Annotated in this window: 18 protein-coding genes; 3 read left to right on the top strand and 15 right to left on the bottom strand. The window is 71.9% G+C overall.

Annotation, left to right across the window (positions count from 1 at the left end):
• Both ACFY04_RS26315 and ppc read right to left on the bottom strand, forming a co-directional pair.
• Window positions 1-600 (bottom strand): Uma2 family endonuclease, encoded by a 600-nt coding sequence (locus ACFY04_RS26315; RefSeq protein WP_389120162.1) that lies wholly within the window; start codon window positions 598-600, stop codon window positions 1-3.
• A 93-nt stretch (window positions 601-693) separates the two neighbouring features.
• Window positions 694-3456, bottom strand: coding sequence for a phosphoenolpyruvate carboxylase (gene ppc / locus ACFY04_RS26310; protein WP_389120160.1), 2763 nt, complete (start codon window positions 3454-3456; stop codon window positions 694-696).
• A gap of 354 nt (window positions 3457-3810) precedes the next feature.
• Here ppc and ACFY04_RS26305 point away from each other — a divergent pair, with 354 nt between their 5' ends.
• Together ACFY04_RS26305 and ACFY04_RS26300 are read left to right on the top strand one after the other, a co-directional pair.
• A complete protein-coding gene (locus tag ACFY04_RS26305) occupies window positions 3811-4791 on the top strand; it encodes a fatty acid desaturase (RefSeq protein WP_266595674.1) in 981 nt (326 codons plus the stop codon).
• Window positions 4788-5462, top strand: a complete 675-nt coding sequence (locus tag ACFY04_RS26300) for a TetR/AcrR family transcriptional regulator (protein WP_189735476.1) — start codon at window positions 4788-4790, stop codon at window positions 5460-5462. Before ACFY04_RS26305 ends, ACFY04_RS26300 begins: the two co-directional genes overlap by 4 nt.
• Window positions 5463-5534: 72 nt before the next feature.
• On the opposite strand, the gene ACFY04_RS26295 is transcribed toward ACFY04_RS26300, so the two are convergent.
• Entirely contained in the window at window positions 5535-5927 is a 393-nt protein-coding gene (locus ACFY04_RS26295; protein ID WP_389120216.1) for a VOC family protein, read from the bottom strand.
• Window positions 5928-5929: 2 nt separating this feature from the next.
• Window positions 5930-6787: a trans-aconitate 2-methyltransferase gene (locus tag ACFY04_RS26290; RefSeq protein ID WP_389120158.1), complete on the bottom strand. Its 858-nt coding sequence runs from the start codon at window positions 6785-6787 to the stop codon at window positions 5930-5932.
• Window positions 6788-6947: 160 nt separating this feature from the next.
• Between ACFY04_RS26290 and ACFY04_RS26285 the strand changes: the two genes are divergently transcribed.
• Window positions 6948-7445 carry a MarR family winged helix-turn-helix transcriptional regulator gene (locus tag ACFY04_RS26285; protein ID WP_030659599.1) on the top strand — a complete coding sequence of 166 codons (498 nt, stop codon included), beginning with the start codon at window positions 6948-6950 and terminating at the stop codon, window positions 7443-7445.
• On the opposite strand, the gene ACFY04_RS26280 is transcribed toward ACFY04_RS26285, so the two are convergent.
• The 11 genes from ACFY04_RS26280 to ACFY04_RS26230 form a co-directional block, all read right to left on the bottom strand.
• Entirely contained in the window at window positions 7404-8171 is a 768-nt protein-coding gene (locus tag ACFY04_RS26280; RefSeq protein WP_389120155.1) for a LuxR C-terminal-related transcriptional regulator, read from the bottom strand. The genes ACFY04_RS26285 and ACFY04_RS26280 overlap by 42 nt on opposite strands.
• Window positions 8172-8661: 490 nt before the next feature.
• On the bottom strand, window positions 8662-9621 hold the full coding sequence (gene galE / locus ACFY04_RS26275) for a UDP-glucose 4-epimerase GalE (RefSeq protein ID WP_373037001.1): 960 nt from the start codon (window positions 9619-9621) through the stop codon (window positions 8662-8664).
• 113 nt (window positions 9622-9734) lie between these two features.
• Window positions 9735-10430: a response regulator transcription factor gene (locus ACFY04_RS26270; RefSeq protein ID WP_389120153.1), complete on the bottom strand. Its 696-nt coding sequence runs from the start codon at window positions 10428-10430 to the stop codon at window positions 9735-9737.
• Window positions 10431-10572: 142 nt separating this feature from the next.
• Window positions 10573-12300, bottom strand: coding sequence for a PQQ-binding-like beta-propeller repeat protein (locus tag ACFY04_RS26265; RefSeq protein ID WP_389120151.1), 1728 nt, complete (start codon window positions 12298-12300; stop codon window positions 10573-10575).
• A gap of 43 nt (window positions 12301-12343) precedes the next feature.
• Entirely contained in the window at window positions 12344-13960 is a 1617-nt protein-coding gene (locus ACFY04_RS26260) for a PQQ-binding-like beta-propeller repeat protein (RefSeq protein ID WP_389120148.1), read from the bottom strand.
• 249 nt (window positions 13961-14209) lie between these two features.
• On the bottom strand, window positions 14210-15820 hold the full coding sequence (locus tag ACFY04_RS26255) for a PQQ-binding-like beta-propeller repeat protein (protein ID WP_389120145.1): 1611 nt from the start codon (window positions 15818-15820) through the stop codon (window positions 14210-14212).
• A 70-nt stretch (window positions 15821-15890) separates the two neighbouring features.
• The gene (locus ACFY04_RS26250; RefSeq protein WP_389120142.1) at window positions 15891-17693 is read right to left on the bottom strand and encodes an ABC-F family ATP-binding cassette domain-containing protein; all 1803 of its coding nucleotides are present in this window, start codon (window positions 17691-17693) and stop codon (window positions 15891-15893) included.
• Window positions 17694-17721: 28 nt separating this feature from the next.
• Entirely contained in the window at window positions 17722-19050 is a 1329-nt protein-coding gene (locus tag ACFY04_RS26245; RefSeq protein WP_389120141.1) for an acyltransferase, read from the bottom strand.
• A gap of 182 nt (window positions 19051-19232) precedes the next feature.
• A complete protein-coding gene (locus ACFY04_RS26240) occupies window positions 19233-20144 on the bottom strand; it encodes a 4-(cytidine 5'-diphospho)-2-C-methyl-D-erythritol kinase (RefSeq protein ID WP_389120138.1) in 912 nt (303 codons plus the stop codon).
• Window positions 20141-21061 carry a 16S rRNA (adenine(1518)-N(6)/adenine(1519)-N(6))-dimethyltransferase RsmA gene (gene rsmA, locus ACFY04_RS26235; RefSeq protein WP_030717038.1) on the bottom strand — a complete coding sequence of 307 codons (921 nt, stop codon included), beginning with the start codon at window positions 21059-21061 and terminating at the stop codon, window positions 20141-20143. Before rsmA ends, ACFY04_RS26240 begins: the two co-directional genes overlap by 4 nt.
• A complete protein-coding gene (locus ACFY04_RS26230; protein WP_389120135.1) occupies window positions 21058-22557 on the bottom strand; it encodes a ubiquitin-like domain-containing protein in 1500 nt (499 codons plus the stop codon). The genes rsmA and ACFY04_RS26230 overlap by 4 nt, the downstream gene beginning before the upstream one ends.
• Window positions 22558-22668 lie beyond the last annotated feature (111 nt).

Raw genomic sequence — 22668 nt, 5'->3', positions numbered from 1 at the left:
CTACATCTCGTCGAGCCCGTCGAAGTCGATTTCGGCGGCGAAGGGCCGGTCGACGCTGAACGGCTTGGTGTGGATCCCCTGGCAGACGTAGGCACGTGTGTGGGGGTCCAGCTCGTAGAGGTACACGACCGGTTCGATGGCTTCGTCGCCCTCGATCTTGACGATCCAGTAGTTCGGGATACCGGCAGCGGCGTACTTGTGCAGCTTCGCTTTGGTGTCCCGGGCTTCGGACTCGGGCGAGACCACCTCGACTGCGAGCAGGACATCGGCGGCATAGAAGTGGGTCTGCATGGGGCTCGTGCAGGCTTCTCGCCGCACGACTGAGATGTCTGGTTCGGGCCCGTTGCGCTTGTCGATCACCACAGTCATCTCTCGCGCGACCCTTGTGTGCCGGGGGGCGGTCAGTCGCAGCCGGGTGACGAGGAAGTCGATCAGATCAGAGTGGATGAAGCGTTGCGGACTCACGAAGACCAGGCTCCCGTCGATCAGCTCGGTGTGTCGCGGGAGGTCCGGCAGCGTCAGCAGGTCGTCCACCGTGTACCCGTCCAACGGCGGCCTCGACCAGTCGTGTACGGGCTCGGCAGTCATGGTTGCTCCCATGGACGGGATTGTGGTCCTGGACGTCCACGGTAGCGCCCGGTATCCGTGTCCGTCATCACAAAGGGTGACGGACACGGATACCGGGGCCCGGCGTCAGCCCGTGTTGCGCAGGCCCGCGGCGACGCCGTTGACCGTGAGGAGCAGGGCGCGGGCCAGCAGCGGGTCGGCTTCCTCGCCCTGGGCGGCGGCGGCGCGCTGGCGGGCCAGCAGGGAGACCTGGAGGTAGGAGATGGGGTCCAGGTAGGCGTCGCGTACGGCGAAGGTCTGCTGGAGCACCGGGTTCGAGCCGAGGAGCTCTTCGGCGCCGGTGATGCGCAGGACCTCGCGGACGGTGAGCTCGTGCTCGGCCTCGATGCGGGCGAAGACGTGCTTGAGGTGGTCGGGCACGAGGGTGTCGACGTAGTGGCGGGCGATCCGCAGGTCGGTCTTGGCCAGCGTCATCTCGACGTTGGACAGGAAGTTGCGGAAGAAGTGCCAGCGTCCGCCCATCTCGGCGAGGACGTCCTCCTGGCCTGCCTCGCGCAGGGCCTTGAGGCCGGAGCCGACCCCGTACCAGCCGGGGACGATCTGGCGGGACTGGGTCCAGCCGAACACCCACGGGATGGCGCGCAGGCCGTCGAGGCCGGCGCCGGAGTCGGGGCGGCGGGAGGGCCGGGAGCCGAGGTGCAGGTCGGCGAGCTGGTCGACGGGGGTCGCGGCGAAGAAGTAGGCGGGCAGGTCGGGGTCCTCGACGAGCTCGCGGTACGCGGCGTGCGCGGCGTCGGAGACGACGTCCATGGCCGCGTCCCAGCGGGTGAGGGCCTCGTCGGACTGGCGGGGCGCGGTGTGCAGGGCGGAGGCCTGCAGGGTGGCGGCGACGGTCAGTTCGAGGTTCTCCCGGGCCAGCGAGGGGACCAGGTACTTGTCGGAGATGACCTCGCCCTGCTCGGTGACCTTGATCTCGCCTTCGAGGGTGCCCCAGGGCTGGGCGAGGATCGCGTCGTGGGAGGGGCCGCCGCCGCGGCCGACGGTGCCGCCGCGGCCGTGGAAGAGGCGCAGGCGCACGCCGTAGCGGTGGGCGACGTCGCGCAGCCGGCGCTGGGCGCGGTGGATCTCCCACTGGGAGGTGGTGATGCCGCCGAACTTGGAGGAGTCGGAGTAGCCGAGCATGACCTCCTGGACGTCGCCGCGCAGGGAGACGAGGCGGCGGTAGGAGGGGTCGGCGAGCATCTCGTCGAGGATGACGTCCGCGGCGCGCAGCTCGTCGGTGGTCTCCAGGAGCGGGACGATGCCGATCTTGGCCCAGCCGGTGTGGAGGTCGATGAGGCCGGCCTCGCGGGCGAGGACGGCGGCGGCGAAGACGTCGTCGGCGCCCTGGCACATCGAGATGATGTAGGACTCGATGACCTCGGGGCCGAACTTCTCGAAGGCGTCCTTGATGGCGCCGAAGACGCCGAGGGTCTTGGCTCCGGCGGCGTCGAGCGGGGCCGGGGTGGGGGCCAGCGGGCGGCGGGAGCGCAGTTCCTTGGCGAGGAGCTTCTGGCGGTACTCGCGCGGCATGTCGGCGTAGCGCCAGGACTCCTCGCCGAGACGGTCGAAGAGCTGGCCGAGCGCGTGGTGGTGGGCGTCGGCGTGCTCGCGTACGTCCATGGTGGCGAGCTGGAGCCCGAAGGCGGCCAGGGTGCGGATGGTGCGGTCCATGCGGCCGTCGGCGAAGAGCGCGCCGCGGTGTTCGCGCAGGGAGGTCTGGATGAGGGTGAGGTCGGTGAGGAGCTCGGCGGTGCCGAGGTAGTCGCGGCCTTCCTCGTGCGGGATGCCCTTGGCGAGGCGCTCGCGGGTGTTGAGGAGCTTCTGCCGGATGCAGGTGGCCTTGAGGCGGTACGGCTCCTCGGCGTTCAGCCGCTTGTAGCGCGGGCTGATCCCGGGGAGGCGCTCCAGGTCGGCCTGGAGGGAGGCGAGGAGTTCCTCGGTGGCTCCGGTGTAGCGGATGGAGTTGGAGAGGAGCCCGCGCAGGTAGTCGATGAGTTCGAGGGCGTCGGTGATGCCGTGCTCGTGCTGGAGGATCAGCACGTCGCGGGTGACCTCGGGGGTGACGTTGGGGTTGCCGTCGCGGTCGCCGCCGATCCAGGTGCCGAAGGTCAGCGGTCGGGTGCCGGCGGGGATCTCGACGCCGACGCGCTGAAGCTCGGCGGCGAGGTCCTCGAGGACGTCGCCGACGGCGCCGGCGTGCAGCTCGTCGAGGTAGTAGATGGCGTTGCGGGCCTCGTCGGCGGGCTCGGGGCGCACGACGCGCAGTTCGTCGGTCTGCCAGACGAGGTCGATGTTCTCGGCGAGGCGCAGGTCGTGGCGGCGGCGGTCGCCGGCGCCGGTGACGGGCTCCTCCAGCAGCGCGGCGATGCGGCGCAGCTTGTTGAGGACGCTGCGGCGGGCCGCTTCGGTGGGGTGTGCGGTGAAGACGGGACGGACGTTGAGGTTCTTGACCGTCTCGCGCAGGTGTTCGGGGTCGGCGTCCTTCAGCATGTCGGCGGTGCGGGCGAGGAGCCCGCCCTCGGCGGCACGGTGGGCGCGCAGTTCCTTGCCGCGGTGCACCTGCTCGGTGACGTTGGCGAGGTGGAAGTAGGTGGAGAAGGCGCGTACGAGCTTGGCGGCGGTCTCCAGGTCGGTGTCGCCGAGCAGGGCGGCGGCGGCCTCGCCGTCGGTGCGGGTGAGGGCGCGGACGCGCTCGACGAGGTCGAGGAGGTCCTGGCCCTCCTGGCGTACGAGGGTTTCCCCGAGGAGGTCGCCGAGGCGGCGGATGTCCGCGCGCAGTTCCGCGTTGGCGGTGGCGGCCGGGGTGACGGGGGCCTGGCCCTGGGGGGCCTGGTCAGCACTGCTCACAGGTGCGGCTCCTTGCAGTGTTCGAGCGCTACTGGGCGGTGGGCTCCCGGCGACGTGCGGCGATGCCTTCCCCGGACTCCGTCCGGGGGCGGGATCTCCGCTCCTGATGCGCAGCTCGGGCTGCCCGTGCGGACCGCGCTGTCCGACGGGACCCAGGATAGGTGTCCGACGCGTGTGCCTGGACAAACGTCTCATCAGGCGGCGCGTGAACACCTCGGGCGCGCTCCTTCTCCCGGCGCCGCCCCTCTTGCCTGCGTACCCGGCTTTGCCATACTTACGATGCCGTAGGTTACGGGTCCGTAGGGTTCGTGACCCGGGAGCCCGCCGACTTCTCTCACCCCCCAGGGGACACCCATGACCACCAGTCCCGATCTGATCGAGGGTGCCTCCGCGCCCTCCGACACGTCCGAGCCGTCCGCGACACTGGGCGGCGAGAACAAGCGCTCCATCGAGCAGATCGCTCTGCTGCTGTTCATCACCGTGCCCTTCGTGGCCCTGCTGGCGGCGGTCCCGCTGGCCTGGGGCTGGGGGGTGAGCTGGCTGGACCTGGGCCTGATGGTCTTCATGTACTTCCTGGCCTGCCACGGGATCACCATCGGTTTCCACCGCTACTTCACGCACGGTTCCTTCAAGGCGAAGCGGCCGCTGCGGATCGTCCTCGCCGTGATGGGTTCGATGGCGGTGGAGGGGCCGCTGGTGCGCTGGGTGGCGGACCACCGCAAGCACCACAAGTTCTCCGACCACGAGGGTGACCCGCACTCGCCGTGGCGGTTCGGGGAGACGCTGCCGGCCCTGATGAAGGGGCTGTGGTGGGCGCACATCGGCTGGCTGTTCGACGAGGAGCAGACCGATCAGCAGAAGTACGCCCCCGACCTGATCAAGGACCCGGCGATCCGCCGGATCTCGCGGGACTTCATCTTCTGGACGATCTTCTCGCTGGCGATCCCCCCGCTGGTGGGCGGTCTGGTGACGATGTCCTGGTGGGGCGCGTTCACAGCGTTCTTCTGGGGCTCCCTGGTGCGGGTGGCGCTGCTGCACCACGTGACGTGGTCGATCAATTCGATCTGCCACGCGGTGGGCAAGCGGCCGTTCAAGTCCCGGGACCGCAGTGGGAACGTCTGGTGGCTGGCGGTGCTCTCGTGCGGGGAGTCCTGGCACAACCTGCACCACGCCGACCCGACCTCGGCGCGGCACGGCGTGCTGCGCGGCCAGGTCGACTCCAGCGCGCGGCTGATCCGCTGGTTCGAGCAGCTGGGCTGGGCGACGGACGTCCGCTGGCCGTCGGCGGCCCGCATCGACGCCCGGCGCAGGGAAAACGAGTCGAACGCGGCATGATGGGGGGCGTGGCGATCGACGGCAGTAATTCCAGCAGCGACAAGCCCAGGCGCGGCCGCCGGGTCCGGATGACGGGCGCGGAGCGGCGCCAGCAACTGCTGGACATCGGCCGGACGCTGTTCGCGGAGAAGGGCTTCGAAGGCACCTCGGTGGAGGAGATCGCGGCGAAGGCCGGGGTGTCCAAGCCGGTGGTGTACGAGCACTTCGGCGGCAAGGAGGGCCTGTACGCGGTCGTCGTGGACCGGGAGATGCGCCAGCTGCTGGACGGGGTGACGGGTGCGCTGACGGCCGGGCACCCGCGGGAGCTGCTGGAGCAGGCGGCCTTCGCGCTGCTGGACTACATCGAGTCGTACACGGACGGCTTCCGGATCCTCGTGCGCGATTCCCCGGTCGCCCAGTCGACCGGCACCTTCGCCTCGCTGATCAGCGACATCGCCACGCAGGTCGAGGACATCCTGGGTCTGGAGTTCAAGGCGCGGGGCTTTGATCCCAAGCTGGCCCCGCTGTACGCGCAGGCGCTGGTCGGGATGGTGGCGCTGACCGGGCAGTGGTGGCTGGACGTGCGCAGGCCCAAGAAGGCGGAGGTGGCGGCGCACCTGGTGAATCTGGCCTGGCACGGGCTGGACGGGCTGGAGTCGAAGCCTCAGCTGGTGGGCCGGCGCAAGAACTGAGCCCCGTACGCGCACCACGACGGCGCCCCGTCACCGGAGATCCGGTGGCGGGGCGCCGTCGTGGTGCGCGTCCTAGGCGCAGGGTTCCAGCGCTGCCGGTTCCGGGCGGTGCCGTTCCAGGAATTCGAGCCGGTTGCCGACGGGGTCCTCCGAGTAGAAGCGGCGGTGGCCCGGCAGGTCGTCGTCCCAGACCACCTTGGCTCCCCGCTCCCGCAGTCTGCTCGCGTACGCCTCGATGCCGGTCACCCGCAGCCCCGGATGGGCCTTGCGGGCGGGCCGGAAGTCCTCCTCGACGCCGAGGTGCAGCTGGACGGGCCCGGCGGCGAACCAGCAGCCGCCGCGGGCGGCGAGGACGGGCGGCTTGGGGATCTCGGTCATGCCGAGGACGTCCGTGTAGTACGCGCGGAGCCGGTCCTCCGAGTCCGGCGGCGCGGCGAGTTGCACGTGGTCGACTGCGGTCAGCACGGTCATGCCTCCTTGCGGGCTACGGCGAAGATGCGGCGGAACGGGAAGACGGTGCCGCGCGGGCCGGTCGGATAGGCCGCGCGCAGCCGGTCACGGTATTCGGTGAGAAAGGCGTCCACGGCGTCGCGGTCGTCGCCGAGGGCGGTGAGGACGGGCCGCAGGGCGGTGCCCTTGACCCAGTCGAGCACGGGGTCGGGGCCCTGGAGCAGCTGGTGGTAGGTGGTCTCCCAGATGTCGGCGGCACAGCCGAGCTCGGTGAACCGGGCGAGGTATTCGGCGGGTTCGAGGAGATGGATGTAGCGGGCGCCGTGGCCGGCGAGCCGGGCCCGCCAGCGCGGGGTGTCGCACTGTTCGGCGAGCAGGGCGTGGCTGGGGGCCGTGAAGTTGCCGGGGATCTGGAAGGCAAAGGTGCCGCCGGGGCGCAGGCCGTTGATCCAGGCGCCGAAGGAGCCGGGGTGGCCGGGGACCCACTGCAGGGCGGCGTTGGAGACGATCAGGTCGTAGGGCTCCTCGGGCAGCCAGGTGGCGAGGTCCCCGTGGCGGAAGTCGAGGCTGCCGCCGCCGGGGGTGGGCCCGGCGTACTCCTCGGTGGCGCGGCGGAGCATCTCCGGGGAGAGGTCGAAGCCGGTGATGCGGGCCTCGGGCCAGCGCTCGGCGAGGAGGGTGGTGACGTTGCCGGGGCCGCAGCCGAGGTCGGCGATGCGGGCGGGGCGGTGGGGGAGCTCGGGTATGCGGGTGAGCAGGTCGAGGAAGGGCCGTGTGCGGTGACCCGAGTGCCGGAGGTACTGCTGGGGATCCCAGGTGGGGGCGGATGGCGCGGTGGACGTGGGGGTCCCGGCGCGCGCGGTATCGGAATACATGTTCGAGCCTCCCTGCTGGCGGGCGATCGGAAGCGGAATCCGTTCCGGCCCCCTCCATGCCCCATGCTCCCTTCATTTATATCTCGATGTCAAGATACTCGCGATCGAGATACTCGACATGAAGAGACTTCACGTCGACAGATCCCTTACACTGATCGGCATGGAGGACGAGGTCGACCGACTGGTGGCGGCATGGCGGCGGGAGCGCCCTGACCTCGACGTGGAACCGCTCGAGGTACTGAGCCGCGTCAGCAGGCTCGCGCGCCATCTCGACCGCGCCCGCAGGCTGGCCTTCTCCGAGCACGGCCTGGAGCCGTGGGAGTTCGACGTCCTGACGTCGCTGCGCCGGGCCGGCGCGCCCTACCAGCTCTCCCCCGGCCAGCTGTTGACCCAGACCCTGGTCACCTCCGGCACCATGACCAACCGCATCGACCGGCTCGCCAAGAAGGGCCTCGTCGAACGGCTCCCGGACCCCAGCGACCGCCGGGGGGTCCTGGTGCGGCTCACCCCCGAGGGCCGGGACCGCGCCGACCAGGCCCTCGCCGGGCTGCTGGCCCAGGAACGGGCGATCCTGGCCCAGCTCTCGCAGAGCCAGCGCGGCGATCTCGCCGGGCTGCTACGCCAGTTGACCGCTCCGTTCGACAACATCCCCGGCTAGGTCCGCCGGTCGTACACCGGCCCGCCGGGCCAGTGCCACCGCGGCCAGCGTGGAGTGCACCCCGAGCTTGCCCAGCACGTTCTGCATGTGGGTGCGGACCGTGTGCGGGGACAGGAACAGCCGTGCCGCCACGTCCTTGCGGCCCAGCCCCGCCACCATGCAGCGCAGCACCTCGTGCTCACGCGGGGTCAGCGATTCCACCAGCCGCTCGCTGTCCGTACGGTGCTTGCGCGCCGCGGTCAGCTCCCGGAGCACGCCGGTGAGCAGGGCGGGCGGCAGGTGGGTCTCCTCGCGCAGGACCCCGCGGATCACGGCCAGCAGCCGGGAGAGCGAACAGTCCTTCGCCACCCAGCCCGAGGCTCCCGCCTGGAGTGCGAGGGCGGCCCGGCGGGGATCGTCGCGCTCGGCGAGCACGACGATGCGGACCCCGGGGTGGGACACCCGCACCCCCGCGACCAGCGCGATCCCGTCCGGGCTGGGCGGCGGAGGCCCGGAGCCGGACTCCCGCTGGGCGGGCACGGCCCCCGGGACCACGCCGAGATCGGCGTCGACCAGCAGGACGTCGAAGCGACGGCCCTCGGCCGCCGCGCGTTCGAGGCAGCGCAGCGCGGCGGGGCCGCTGCCGGCCGCGGACACGTCCACGTCCGGCTCGGCCGCGAGCGCGGCTGCGAGCGATTCGGCGAAGATGCGGTGATCGTCGACGACGAGAACCCGGATACGAACCACAAAACCCCCAAGGGTAGGGGAACGGACGACGGCGGGTACGGCGCCCGGACCGGGTGATCCGCAGCTGCCCCGGCCGCCGCCGTGACATCTCTGCACTACCCCGGACCGGACGACGTACCCGACTTGTCTCGACCCCTGAATCAACACCGGCCCCCACCGGTGTCACGCATCAGCGTAGGGCCGGGGGCGTCCGGCGGTTGGCCGAATAGCAGAAGTTTTCCCGGGGATTTTCCGGCGCGGGCGTCCCGAACCCGCTTTGTGATGGCTTGAAATCGCCCGCACCGAAGGTCCTGATGGCGGCTTCGGTACCGGCGTGTGCCGCGGGCAGTTGCACGGGGGGCATTTCACCCGGCGTGTGCACGCCGGGCGCCCGCGCACAGCGCCCGTCCGCAGCGCACGGCCGACACGCACACGCCCCCCGCACCGGTCGGGGTGCGGGGGGCGCGCAGGACAAGGGGAGGTCCGGGCGGATACCGGAGATCCAGGAGGTTCAGGAGGTGTGCGTACGCGCGAAGTTCCACGCGTCCGTGATGATCCCGGTGAGGTCCGAGCGGCTCGGGGTCCAGCCGAGGCGCTCGTGGGCCGTGCGCGCGGAGGCGACGAGCATCGCCGGGTCGCCGGCCCGGCGCGGCGCGACCACCTCGGGGATCTCCCGGCCGGTGACCTTGCGGACGGTCTCGACGACCTCGCGGACCGAGAACCCGTTGCCGTTGCCCAGGTTGCAGATCAGGTGCTCCCCGCCGGTGGCGGCCCGCAGGGCGGCCAGGTGGGCCTCCGCGAGGTCGGCGACGTGGATGTAGTCGCGTACGCAGGTGCCGTCGGGGGTCGGGTAGTCCTCGCCGAACACCGAGATCGACTCCCGCTCGCCCAGCGCGACCTGGAGGACCAGCGGGATCAGGTGCGTCTCGGGGGTGTGGCGCTCGCCGAACTCCCCGTAGGCGCCGGCCACGTTGAAGTAGCGCAGGGACACCGCGGCCAGGCCGTGCGCCACGCACTCCCCCGCGATCATGTGGTCGACGGCCAGCTTCGAGGCGCCGTACGGGTTGGTCGGCGCGGTCACCGAGGCCTCGGTCAGCAGGCCCTCCGTCGGCTCCCCGTAGGTGGCGGCGGTGGAGGAGAACACCAGCTTGCGCACTCCCGCCCCGCGCATCGCGGCCAGCAGGGCCAGCGTCCCGCCGACGTTGTTCTCCCAGTACTTGCCCGGGTTCACCACGGACTCGCCGACCTGCGAGGAGGCCGCGAAGTGCAGCACCGCCTCGTAGGAGCCGTCCACGTACCGGGCGGCGTCCTGGATCCGGCCCTCGATGAAGGTGGCGCCCTCCGGGACCCCTACGCGAAAGCCCGTGCTCAGGTCGTCGAGGACGGTGACCTCGTGGCCGGCCTCCAGAAGGTGGGCCGCGACCACGCTGCCGACGTATCCTGCGCCACCGGTTACCAGGTACTTGCTCACTCGCCTACTGCCTCTCGCGGGGGAGCACGCGCGGGTACGTGCGCGTGCGTGGACACTGGCTTACCCGATTCCGCGCCCACGGGGAAATCGGGGCCCGGCCCCCGGCCGGTACGTCAGCCGCGCGCGGCGGCGGCGGACGGCAGCGTGGGCAGCGCCCGGTCCAGCAGCCCGGTGCGGGCGGCCAGCGCGGCCGCCTCCAGCCTCGACCCCACGCCCAGCTTCATCAGCACCCGCTGCACGTGCGTACGGGCGGTGCTCGGGGCGATCTCCATGCCCGCGGCGATCAGCCGGGTGTCCTCCCCGTCGGCGACCCGGACGAGCACCTCCACCTCGCGCGGGGTGAGCAGCCGCAGCAGCCGGCTCCCCTCGTCGTCGGGCTGGGCGGCGGGGTTCAGCAGCTCCGCGAAGGCCCCCTGCAGCAGCTGCGGGGCGATCGCCACCTCCCCCGCCCTGGCCTTGGCCAGCGCCCGCTCCACCCCCTCGATGCGCTCGTCCTGGCGTACGTACCCCGAGGCGCCGGCGGCGAAGGCGGCCGCGATCCCGCGCGGGCTGGGCACCGGGCCGAGGACGACCACGGCGATCTGCGGGCGCTCCCGTTTGATGCGGACGACGGGCTCGAAGACCCCGGGTTCGGCGGGGGTGGCGGTGCCGAGCAGGCAGACCTCCGGGGCGCGGCTGATGACCAGCTCGGCGGCGCCCGCCGCCGGGGCGGCCGCGGCCAGCACCCGGTGGCCGCGCAGCTTCAGGGCAGAGGCGAGTGCCTCGGCCAGCAGCCGGTGCTCGTCGACCACCACGACCCGTACGCCCATCGAGGAAACACCCCCCACCCTTCTGACCCGGCAAGCTACACGCTTGTTCGACGGTGCGCGGGGGATACCGCGCAGAAGCCCCCGATCGGTGCGGACCGTTCGGGGGCTTTCGGCGGTGCTGTGCGAATTCGGCGCGGCCCCGTCAGCTCGCGGTGAAGGAGACGAAGAGGTACTCCGGGTCGTCCTTGTCCGAGTACGGCTTGGAGACCGTGGTGCGCGAGATGAAGAACTTGCCGTTGTGGTACCGGTACTCGGAGTACTCGGGCGAGTAGCCGGTCTCGGCGCGCCGGCTCGCCTTGTCCTCCGGGTTCTCCATGAGGACGGTCTCCTTCATCGTCCTGCTGTCGATGCTGACGATCTGACCGCCCTTGTCGTACGGGGGGTTCTTGTAGGCGATGATGTTCGACCCGTCCATGCGCAGCGGGAACATCGTGTACCGCTCGCCCGCGTCGGCGCGGTCGGTGGTCTGCTTGCCGGTCTCCAGGTCGAAGGAGAGCAGTTCGTTGGTGCGGCCGCCGGAGGCCTGTTGGCCCTGGTGCTCGTACGACGGCAGGTAGAGCTTGCCGTTGCCGACCACCATGTTCGTGCACTTCTCGACCTCGGATCCGCACTTGCCGCCGAAGTCTCCGGAGGCGAGCGGGATACGGGCCTTCAGCTCGCCCTTGGCGTCGACGACGAAGAGGTCGCTGATGCCCGTGGCGTTCTTCGCGGTCTTGCCGACGTCGGCCGCCACGATCAGCGGCTTGGTGGCGACGATGTACGCGTCCTCGATGCCCTGGGAAAGCTTGTACGAGGCCGTGGGCGCGCCGGTGGCCGGGTCGAGGAGCTGCCCGTACAGCGTGTAGTTGGGGCTCTGGCCGCACTTGCGGATGGCGGCGAGGGCCTCGCCGCCGCCGTAGCCCACGTCACGGCAGCCCTCGCCGTCGACCTTGGGCAGCCACAGGGACTTGCCGTCGGCGAGGTTCCAGGCGGCGCCGCCCGCGGAGATGCCGGCCGCGGCGACCGTCTTGCCGCTGAGGGTGACGCTGGAGAACGTGACGGGCTTGTCGCCGCCGGTGGCGCTCTTGGCGTTGCCGGACCAGACGAGCTTGCCGCTCTCCAGGTCGATGACGCCGACCTCGGTGCACTGGATGTACTTGTTCTCGGGCGTCGGCTGGGAGGCCTTGAAGAGGACCGCCGCCTTGTTCTCGCTGACGTGCTTGGTCGCGCCGCAGAGCTCGCCGGGGAAGGGCAGCTCCCACTTCTTGCCGCCGTCGACGAGGTTGTAGCCGACGACCTTCGACAGATCGGACTTGATGTAGGTGGAGTCGGTCAGCCAGGAGCCGGCGACGCCGACGACGTCGGCCGGGACCGGGCTCGGCAGGTTGAGGAGCGGCTTCGACTTCGGGTTGCCGGGCACCTTCTCGGTGCCGGGCACGAAGTCCTGGGGCTTGTCGTTGCCCGGGGAGGCGCTCGGGTTGCTGTCGGCCTTGTCCCCGCCGCCGCTGTCGCCGGAGGTGTACCAGAGGCCGCCGCCGACGATGAGGACGATGGCCAGGACGGCCGCGCCGACGATCGTCAGCTGGGTGCGCTTGTCGTTGCCGCCGGCCGCGGCCGGGGGCTGCGGGGCGGGCACGGGCGCGCCGCCGGGGGCGCCGGGGGCGCCGAACGGCGGCGGGGTGCCGGGCTGCTGCGGGTAGCCGTAGCCGGGCCCGGTCTGCGGGTACCCGTACGCGGGCTGAGCCGCGGCCGGCGGCTGCTGCGGGGGCCCGGCCTGCGGCGCGGCCGGTTCGGACGGCGGCACGGGCGCGCCGAACCCGCCCGGCGGCGGGTCCTGGGGCGCGCCGAAGCCACCGGACGGCGGCTGGCTGGGGGGCGGCGGGATACTCATCGGTTGCTGTTGCCTCTCGGTGGGCGGGTCGTGGGACGCGTGTTCACTTGCCGAAGGCCATCAGGAGCTTCTCGTCCTTGTTCTCGCCCAGCAGCGTGGTGGTGGAGAGGAAGAACCGCCCGTCCACGTAGGCGGCGCTCTGGGAAGCCAGGAAGGAGGCGGACAGGAAGGAGGATTCGATCCGTGCGGAGGGGCCCGAGGGGAGCTTCAGCAGCGTTTTGGGCGCGCCTCCGTCGGCCGGGAACGAGACGATCTCGCCGGGCTCGCCGACAACGCTGGCGCGGTAGGCGGTCAGCCGGCCGTTCGCGGCATCGAGCGGGATGAGGAGCTTCTTGTCACCGGCCTTGGTGCGCCACTTGATCTTGCCCGTGCCGAGGTCGAAGGCGACGATCTCGCTGCCGGTGGACTTGTCCCCGGCAGCGAGGTAGACGGTGTCCGCGTCGACCGCGGAGTTACCGCAGTTCTGGAGGCCCTCGCTGGTGCTGTAACCACCGCAGTTGACCACGAAGTTGCCTTCACCGGAGAGCGTGTTGCGCTTCTGTCCCTTCTCGTCGAGGACGAGGATGGCCCGCTCCTTGGTGTCGCGGTTGCCGGCGTCGATGACGATGGGGCTGACCGAGTAGACGGCGTTGACCTGGTAGCCCTTGGGCAGGCGGTAGCTCCAGGTCTTCTTGCCGGTGTTCGGGTCGGCGTCCTGGATCTCGATGGTCTTGTCGGCGTCCAGGCAGAGGGCCACGGCGATCATCTTGTTGTTGCCCGCGGCGTAGGTCATGGGCTTGCAGCCCTCGGGGCCCGCGTCGGAGAAGAGCTTGTCGCCGGTGCTCAGGCGGTGGGCGCTCTGGCCCCCCACCCAGTCGAGGGCGAAGGTGTCGCCGCTGAGGGTGACCCTGGTGGAGTCGGCGGTGTCGAAGGGCCCCGTCATGGCGACCTCCTTCGTCCAACCCTCCTTGCCGGCCTTGAGGTCGATGAGCTTCATCTGGTTGCAGCTGGAGCCGTCGGCGTTCTTGACGACCATGACGGTCCTGCCGTCGGGGGTGGTCTGACCGGTGAGTCCGCAGATCTCCGTGCGGAGGTCGATCTTCCACTTCTCCTTGCCGTCGCTCACCCCGTAGCCGATGACGGACTTGTCGACGGTCTTGACGACGGCGTCGCCGACGACCCACATGCCCTTGGCGGGGATTCCGGCTCCCGGGCCCTCCATCTTGGCGGTCTTCAGCCAGAGGGCCTTGTCCTCACCCGGCTTGCGGCCCTCGTTGAGGTCGGTCGGGATGTCCATGCCCTTGCCGTTGCCGTCGCCCTTGTCCACGGACGGGGACCCGGAGGGCTTGGCGTCGGCGGGCTCCTGCGCGACCGGCTTCGGGTCCTTGTCGTCGCCCGAGAAGGCCACGTAGCCGACGCCCCCGAGGACGAGGACGGAGGCCACCGAAGCGGCGATCAGCAGGACCATCTTCTTCTTCGGCGCCATGCCGGGGCCGGGGCCGCCCGGGCCCGCCACCTGCTGCTGCGGCACGGTGGGCGGCTGCGGCGGGTACCCGGGCTGCTGGGCGTACGGGTTCTCACCCTGCGGCGGAAACCCGTACCCCTGCTGCGGCGGACCGGGCAGGTGCCCGTAACCGGAAGGCGTCGGCGGCTGGTTCGAGGGCTGGGGCAGCTCGGTCATCAGCGCACGCTTTCGGCATCGAGGAGGTCGGGGAGGATGACCTTTCTATCACTGACGGCGCGCATACATCGGGCCGGTCCGTCCCCTGTTCCCAAGGGAGGACCGGCCCGTGACGCCGCCGTTATACGGCCGGTTGCCCCCGAAGTCCGACGGAATCCAGGCCTCCTTGGCCGTCTCGCCCCGGCGCGCCGCCAAATCCGCGCGGTCCGGGTCGAGTTAGCGGAGCCCTGCGCCAACCCGGACGCGTCCTCACTTTCCGAAGACCATCAGGAGCTTCTCGTCCTGGCCCTGGGCCCGCAGGTGGGTGGAGGAGATGAAGAACCGTCCGTCCACGTAGTCCAGCTTCGGGAGGGTGAAGGTCCGCTCGATCGGGGCCGCGGGGCCCGAGGGGTGGCGCAGGAGCGCGGTCGGGGTGCCACCGGCGGCCGGGATCGAGAGGACCTCGCCGCCCTGCTCCCGCTCGGCCTTCCGGTAGGCGATCAGCTGCCCGTTCACGGCCTTGAGCGGGGTGAGCGTGCGCTTGTCCCCGGCCGGGACACGCCACTTGTCCTTGCCGGTGGCCAGGTCGATGGCGACGATCTCGTTGGCCTTGCCGGTGCCCGCCGCGGTGGGCAGGTAGAGGGTGCCCGCGTCGACGACGGCCGAGGGGCAGGTCGCCAGGGACCGGAAGACGCCGGTGTCGCCGCAGCCGACGGCGAAGCTGCCCTCGCCGGCAAGGGTGGCGGTCTGCTTCCCGTCGGGTCCCAGGACCACGATGGAGCGCTGCTTCGTCTGCTCGTTGCCGATGTCGATGACGGTCGGGTTCACCGAGTAGATGCTGGTGACCTTGAACTTCGCGGGGAGCCGGTAGGCCCAGCCCTTCGCGCCGGTGACGGGGTCGATGCCGTGGACCTCGGCGGTCGAGTCCTCGTCCGAGCAGGTGACGAGGGCGATCATCTTGCCGTTGCCGGCCTCGTAGGAGTCCGGGTTGCAGCCGTCGCCCACAGGGCTCGCGAAGAGCTTGTCACCGTTGCTGATCTTGAAGGCGCTGGCGTTGCCGCCGCGGCTGACGGTGACGGTGTCCCCGATCATGGACAGCGTGGGGCTGGTGAAGATGTCGAAGAGCCCCTCCTTGGGCACCTCCTTCGACCAGGCCTCCTTGCCCGTCTTGAGGTCGACCACGCGCAGCTGGGTGCAGGAGGTGTTCTCCCCCTCGCCGTCGCGGTACATGACGACCGTCCTGCCCTCGGCCGTGGTCTGCGAGGCGACGGAGCAGATCTGCGCGGGGAAGGGGAGTGTCCACTTCTCCTTGCCGTCCGTGACCGCGTAGCCGGTGAGGTTCTTCCAGAGGCTCTTGACCACGGTGTCGCCGATGACCCACTGGGCGGCGGCGGCGACGCCCATGCCGGGGCCGTCGATCTTGGTGGTCTTGAGCCAGAGGACCTTGTCCTCCCCCTGCTTGCGGCCGGCGTTGAGGTCCGTCTGCTGGCCTCCGCCGTCGCCGTTGCCGTCGCCCTTGTCCACGGAGGGGGACCCGGAGGGCTTGGCGTCGGCGGGCTCCTGCGCGACCGGCTTCGGGTCCTTGTCGTCGCCGGAGAAGGCCACGTAGCCGACGCCCCCGAGAACGAGGACGGAGGCCACCGAAGCGGCGACCAGCAGGACCATCTTCTTCTTCGGCGCCATGCCGGGACCGGAACCGGAACCGCCGGGCCCCGCCGCCTGCTGCGGCACGGTGGGCGGCTGCGGCGGGTACGCGGGCTGCTGGGCGTACGGGTTCTCACCCTGCGGCGGAAACCCGTACCCCTGCTGCGGCGGACCGGGCAGGTGCCCGTAACCGGAAGGCGTCGGCGGCTGGTTCGAGGGCTGGGGCAGCTCGGTCATCAGCGCACGCTTTCGGCATCAGGAGGTCGGGGAGGATGACCTTTCTATCACTGCCCCGGCCCGGTCCCGCTCAGGCCTCCTCGGCCAGCTCCAGCCAGCGCATCTCCAGATCGTCGCGGTCCGAGAGGAGTTCGCGCAGCTCCGCGTCGAGCTTGGCCACCTTGTCGTAGTCGGTGGAGTTCTCGGCGATCTGGGCGTGCAGGTTGCCCTCGCGGTCGGACAGCTTGTTCAGCTGCCGCTCGATCTTCTGGAGCTCCTTCTTCGCGGCGCGCGAGTCCCCCGAGGCGGTGGACTTCGCGGCGCCCGTGGACTGGACGGGCGCCGGGGCGGCCGCCTCGATCATCCGCTGCCGGCGCTCCAGGTACTCGTCCAGACCGCGCGGCAGCATCCGCAGGCTCGCGTCGCCGAGCAGCGCCATCACCGTGTCGGTGGTGCGCTCGATGAAGAAGCGGTCGTGGGAGATCACGATCATCGAGCCGGGCCAGCCGTCGAGGAGGTCCTCCAGCTGGGTCAGGGTCTCGATGTCGAGGTCGTTGGTGGGCTCGTCGAGGAAGAGGACGTTGGGCTCGTCCATCAGCAGGCGCAGGATCTGCAGACGGCGGCGCTCACCGCCGGAGAGGTCGCCGACCGGCGTCCACTGCTTCTCCTTGGTGAAGCCGAACTGCTCGCAGAGCTGGCCCGCCGTCATCTCGCGGCCCTTGCCGAGGTCCACGCGGTCACGCACGCGCTGGACGGCCTCCAGGACGCGCAGGGACGGGTCGAGTTCGCCGACCTCCTGGGAGAGGTAGGCCAGCTTGACGGTCTTGCCGACGATGATCTTTCCGGCGGCGGGCTGGACCTCGCCCTGGGTGCGGGCGGCCTCGGCGAGGGCGCGCAGCAGGGAGGTCTTGCCGGCGCCGTTGACGCCGACGAGGCCGACGCGGTCGCCGGGGCCCAGGTGCCAGGTGAGGTGCTTGAGGAGTTCCTTCGGACCGGCGTGGACGCTGACGCCTTCCAGGTCGAAGACCGTCTTGCCGAGGCGGGCGTTGGCGAACTTCATCAGCTCGGAGGTGTCGCGCGGCGGCGGCACGTCGGCGATGAGCTCGTTGGCGGCCTCGATGCGGTAGCGCGGCTTGGAAGTCCGGGCGGGGGCGCCGCGGCGCAGCCAGGCCAGCTCCTTGCGCATCAGGTTCTGCCGCTTGGACTCCTCGGTCGCGGCGATGCGGTCGCGCTCGGCGCGGGCGAAGACGTAGTCGCTGTAGCCGCCCTCGTACTCGTGCACGTCGCCGCGCTGCACGTCCCACATGCGGGTGCAGACCTGGTCGAGGAACCAGCGGTCGTGGGTGACGCAGACCAGCGCGGAGCGGCGTTCCTGGAGGTGCTTGGCCAGCCAGGAGATGCCCTCGACGTCGAGGTGGTTGGTGGGCTCGTCGAGGATCAGGAGGTCCTGGTCGGCGATGAGCAGCTGGGCGAGGGCGATCCGGCGGCGCTCGCCACCGGAGAGCGGGCCGATGACCGTGTCGAGGCCCTGGCCGAAGCCGGGCAGGTCGAGGCCGCCGAAGAGTCCGGTGAGGACGTCACGGATCTTGGAGTTGCCGGCCCACTCGTGGTCGGCCATGTCACGGATGACCTCGTGGCGGATGGTCGCCCGGGGGTCGAGGGAATCGTGCTGGGTGAGGACGCCCATCCGCAGGCCGCCGGACTGGGTGACCCGGCCGGTGTCGGGCTCCTCCAGCTTGGCGAGCATCCGGATGAGGGTGGTCTTGCCGTCGCCGTTGCGGCCGACCACGCCGATCCGGTCCCCCTCGGACACGCCGAGGGAGATGCCGTCCAGCAGGGTACGTGTGCCGTACACCTTGCTGACTGCCTCGACATTGACCAGATTGACGGCCATCAGACGCGCTCCAGGGAAAGGGTGTGGATCAGCCCCTCAGCCTAACCCTCCGGGCCGGGGCAGACCGTTCTACGAGATACCAGCCGCCCAGTGCCATCGCGATCGCGGCCGGCGCGGTGACGGGCAGGGCGATCAGCGTGGCGCTGTGCCCGTCGAGCAGGCCGCCGAGGCCGGTCATGGACAGGCCCAGGATGCCGAGCAGGCACAGGGTGATCCCGAGGGCGGCGACGGGGCCGCCCGAGCTCCGCACGGAGGCGGGCGCGCCGGGCCGGGGCGCCTCGAAGCGGCGGAACAGCGCGACGAGCACCCCCGTCAGGGCGGCCGCGGCCAGGATCCGTACCGGGACCTGCGCCCACCAGGCGGCCGTGGCGGGAGCCGGCAGGCCGAGGCCGAGGGCGAGCTGGGCCGCGTACACGCCGAGCATGGCGGTCAGGTGCCACAGGAAGGCGGTCATGGCGAGGCCGTTGGCCGCGACCACCCCGCGCCAGACGCGCGGGCGGCGCAGCCACGCGGTGGCGGGCCCGGCCGCCAGCTGGACGGCGCCGACGAGCCACAGGCCGTGGCAGAGCAGGGCGAGGGTGGGCGGGGCCATGTTGGAGACCTTCTCGCCGGGCATCCCGACCATGGACAGCGGGTACGGGCCGTACGCCACCAGCAGGGCGGCGCAGGCGAGTCCCGCGGCGGCGAGGACGGCGGGCCTGCGGATGCGGCCGTCGGCGCGCAGGAAGCCGAGCTGGTGGACGGCGAGCCAGACGAGGGCGAAGTTCAGGAACTCCACGTAGGGGACGCCGAGCGCGAAGCGCAGTACGTCGACCAGTGCGGCCGCCCCGGCCAGGGCGGCGAAGGCGGCCCAGCCGTGGCGCTCGTGCAGCTTCAGCAGCGGCGGGGTGAAGGCGACCATGGCGAGGTAGATCCCGATGAACCACAGCGGCTGGGTGACGAGCCGCAGCGCGGCCCCGGTCAGCGTTCCGCCGCCGTGGCCGGCGAGCTGCACGGCGAGCGCGGCCGCGGCCCACACCAGGACGAAGACGAGGGTGGGGCGCAGCAGCCGCTGGAGCCGGGCCCGCAGGAAGGCGGCGTAGACGGGCCCTTCGGTGCGGCGGGCCAGGGAGCGGTAGGACAGGGCGTGCGAGAACCCGCCGACGAAGAAGAAGACGGGCATGATCTGCAGCCCCCAGGTGAGCACCTGGAGGGCGGGCACGAGGGCGAGCAGATTCCCTATGCCGTCGCCGCTGACGGCGGCCATCAGCCAGTGTCCGGCGATGACGGTGCCGAGCGAGGCGACGCGCAGCAGGTCGACGTACCGGTCACGGTCTGCGGGGGTGGCCTCGGCCAGGGCGCGTGCGCTAGCTGTCATGGGGCCACGGTGTCCCCTGCCGGGTGTCTCCCGACAGGGTGCGGATACTCAACTCCGGCCTGAGTAGGCCGGGCCCAAAGATCCGGGGCTCCGCCCCGAACCCCGCGCCTCGACATTCAGCCCCGCCGGCGTTTGAGGCGCGGGGGTCCGGGGGCGGCGCCCCCGGCAGCGGACCCGCGGGGTCAGGACGGCAGGACCGTGGCACCCGGGGCAGGGCTGGAGGCGATCCGCGTGGCCCGGCAGGTGCCGGAGGCTTCGAGCGCGGCAGCGACCTTGGCGGCGGCTTCCTCGTCCGCGACGAGGAACGCCGTCGTCGGCCCCGAGCCGGAGACCAGCGCGGCGAGCGCACCGCCCTCCACACCCGAGGCCAGCGTCCGCGCCAACTGCGGCCGAAGAGACAGCGCCGCGGCCTGGAGGTCGTTGGCCAAGGTGGCGCCCAGCGCGTCCGCGTCGCCCGAGGCCAGGGCCGCGAGCAGCGCCGGGGAGGCCTCGGGGGCCGGGACCGGGGTGGAGGCGGTGAGGCGGTCGAACTCGCGGAAGACCGCCGGGGTGGACAGCCCGCCGTCGGCCACCGCGAAGACCCAGTGGAACGTCCCCGCCGCGACCGGCGTGAGCAGCTCACCGCGGCCGGTGCCGAGCGCGGCCCCGCCGACGAGGCTGAAGGGGACGTCGCTGCCGAGCTCCGCGCAGATGTCGAGCAGCTCGGCGACCGGGGTGTTCAGGCCCCACAGGGTGTCGCAGGCCAGCAGGGCCGCCGCGCCGTCCGCGCTGCCGCCCGCCATGCCGCCCGCGACCGGGATGTTCTTCGCGATGTGCAGGTGGACGGCGGGTTCGATCCCGGCCCGGGCCGCGAGGATCTCGGCGGCGCGGGCCGCGAGGTTGGTGCGGTTCAGGGGGACCTGGTCGGCGTCGGGGCCGGTGCAGGTGATGGTCAGGGCGTCGGCCGGGGTGGCGGTGACCTCGTCGTACAGGGAGACGGCGAGGAAGACGTTGGCCAGGTCGTGGAAGCCGTCGGGGCGGGCCGCGCCCACCGCCAGCTGGACGTTGACCTTCGCGGGGACCCGTACGGTCACGGGCGCCTGGTGCACGCTCACAGTGCGGGCCTCTCCGCCGCCGGCTTGTGCTCGGCGATCGCCGCGAACTCCTCGACCGTCAGGGACTCCCCGCGGGCCTGTGGCGAGACACCGGCGGCGACCAGCGCGGCCTCCGCGCCCGCCGCCGAGCCGGCCCAGCCGGCCAGCGCGGCGCGCAGCGTCTTGCGGCGCTGGGCGAAGGCGGCGTCGACGACCGCGAAGACCTCGGCCTTGGTGGCGGTGGTCTTGATCGGTTCGGTGCGGCGCACCAGCGAGACGAGACCGGAGTCGACGTTCGGGGCGGGCCAGAAGACCTTGCGGCCGATGGCGCCGGCCCGCTTGACGTGCGCGTACCAGTTGGCCTTGACGGAGGGCACTCCGTAGACCTTGTTGCCCGGTTCCGCGGCCAGCCGGTCGGCGACCTCGGCCTGCACCATCACCAGCGTGCGCTCGATGGTCGGGAAGCGGTCGAGCATGGTGAGCAGGACGGGCACGGCCACGTTGTACGGCAGGTTCGCGACGAGCGCGGTCGGCGCCGGGCCGGGCAGTTCGGTCACCAGCATCGCGTCGGAGTGGACCAGCGCGAAGCGGTCCTTCTTCGCGGGCATCCGGGCCTCGATGGTGGCGGGCAGGGCGGCGGCGAGGATGTCGTCGATCTCGACGGCGACGACCCGGTCCGCGGCCTCCAGCAGCGCGAGCGTCAGCGAGCCGAGCCCCGGGCCGACCTCGACGACCACGTCGTCCGGGCGGACCTCGGCGGTGCGCACGATCCGGCGGACCGTGTTGGCGTCGATGACGAAGTTCTGCCCCTTCTGCTTCGTCGGGCGTACGCCGAGGGCGGCGGCCAGCTCCCTGATGTCGGCCGGGCCGAGGAGGGCGTCGGGCGCGGCGGGGGAGGTGTTCTCGGTGTTCTCGGGCTGCTGCTCTGCGGTGCTCACCGGTAAAGCGTACGGCCGCAGTGCGGCCACGGACTCGCCCCCCGCTGCACGTAGAGCTTCTTCGCCCGGTACGTCTGCTCCGCGCCCGAGGCGTCCTGCGGGCGTCCGCTGCCGCCGAGGCCCTGCCAGGTGCGGACGTCGAACTGGTACAGCCCGCCGTAGGTCCCCGAGGCGTCGGTGGCGGAGGGGCGGCCGCCGGACTCGCACTGGGCGAGGGCCGCCCAGTTGAGGCCGTCGGCGCCGGCGACGGAGCTCGGCAGCGCCGTGGTGCCGACCCTGACGAGCTGGGTGACGGGTTCGCGGACGACCTCGTCGGCGATGGGCCGCGGCTTCTGCCGGACCCCGTTGACGGTGCGCAGGCTGTACGTGACCCTGCGCGCCCCGGGGCGGCCGACGCGTTCGACGACCTCGGTGCCGGCGAACAGCTCGGGGTCCTTGACCTTCTCGGTCTCGTACGGGATCCGCTCCTCGCGGACCTCGCGGGTGCCGGTGATGCGGAGCACGGTGACGGTCTGTCCGTCGCGCGGGAAGTCGGTGGGCGGTACGGAGGTGGTGTCCTGGCCCCGGAGGGTGATGCCGGCCTGGTCGAGGGCCTCCTGAACGGTGGCGGCGTTGGTGCGGATGGTGCGTTCGCGGCCGTCGGCCATGAAGGTGACGCTGCGTTCGGTGCGGACGCTGAGGGCCAGGCCGCCGCGCGGCACGGGGGCGGTGCGGGGGGCGGAGAGGTAGGCGCCCTCGGCGCGGATGCCGAACTGGCGCAGGGCGCCCTCGACGGTTCGGGCGGTGGTCCACACCTGGCGATGCTGTCCGTCGAGGGTCAGGTGCAGGGGGCGGCCGTAGCGGACGACGATCTCCTCGCCGTCGTCGAGGGGTTCGCCGGGGGCGGGGGCGACGAGGTCGTGGGGGCCGACGCCGAGGCCTTCGGCGGCGAGCAGCTCGCCGATGTCGTCGGCGAAGGTGCGGAGGTTGCGCGGGACGCCGTCCACGGTGAGCCGTACGGCCTTGTCGGCGGCCACGAACGCCGTGGTGCCGCCCGCGAGGAAGGCGACGACGAGGGCCTGCGGCACGATCCGCCGCCAGTTCCCGCCGAGGATCTCGGCGGGGGCGCCGCGGCCCCGGGCGCGGCGGCGGCCCGGCACCGTGGGGGCGGGTGCGGCCGGGGCCACCGCCACGGGGGCCGCGGCCCTGCGGCGGCCCGAGCCGGGCGCGACGGGCACCGCGGCCAGGGTGTCGGCCTGCGACAGCTCGGCCGGTGACAGGCCGGCCCGGCGGCGGCGCCCGCCGCGCGGGGCCGGGACCGGGGTCGGGGCCGGGACCGGGACCGGGGCCGAGACTCGGACTGGGGCCGGAGCCGGGACCGGCGGCTCCGGGTCCCACGCGGCGGGCCCGGGATCCCCCGTACCGGACGGCCAGGCCACGGGCTGGGCCAAGGGCTGGGCCTCGTACGCCTCGGGGACGGGACCGCCACGGCGGTGACTGCCCTGCGTATCGCTCACGACGCTCGCTCCACTGGTGATCCGGCACCCTCCGGTGCGGGCACGGCACCCTAGCGGAGGAGCCGTCACACTCCAAAGCGAAACGATTACTCAGCGTGTCGGAGCGGGTGG

Origin of the sequence: Streptomyces sp. NPDC001549, assembly GCF_042894025.1 — a bacterium.
Classification (GTDB): domain Bacteria; phylum Actinomycetota; class Actinomycetes; order Streptomycetales; family Streptomycetaceae; genus Streptomyces; species Streptomyces kutzneri.
The sequence above is the reverse complement of the archived record's forward strand: the minus strand, read 5'-3'. Positions and strand labels throughout refer to the sequence as shown.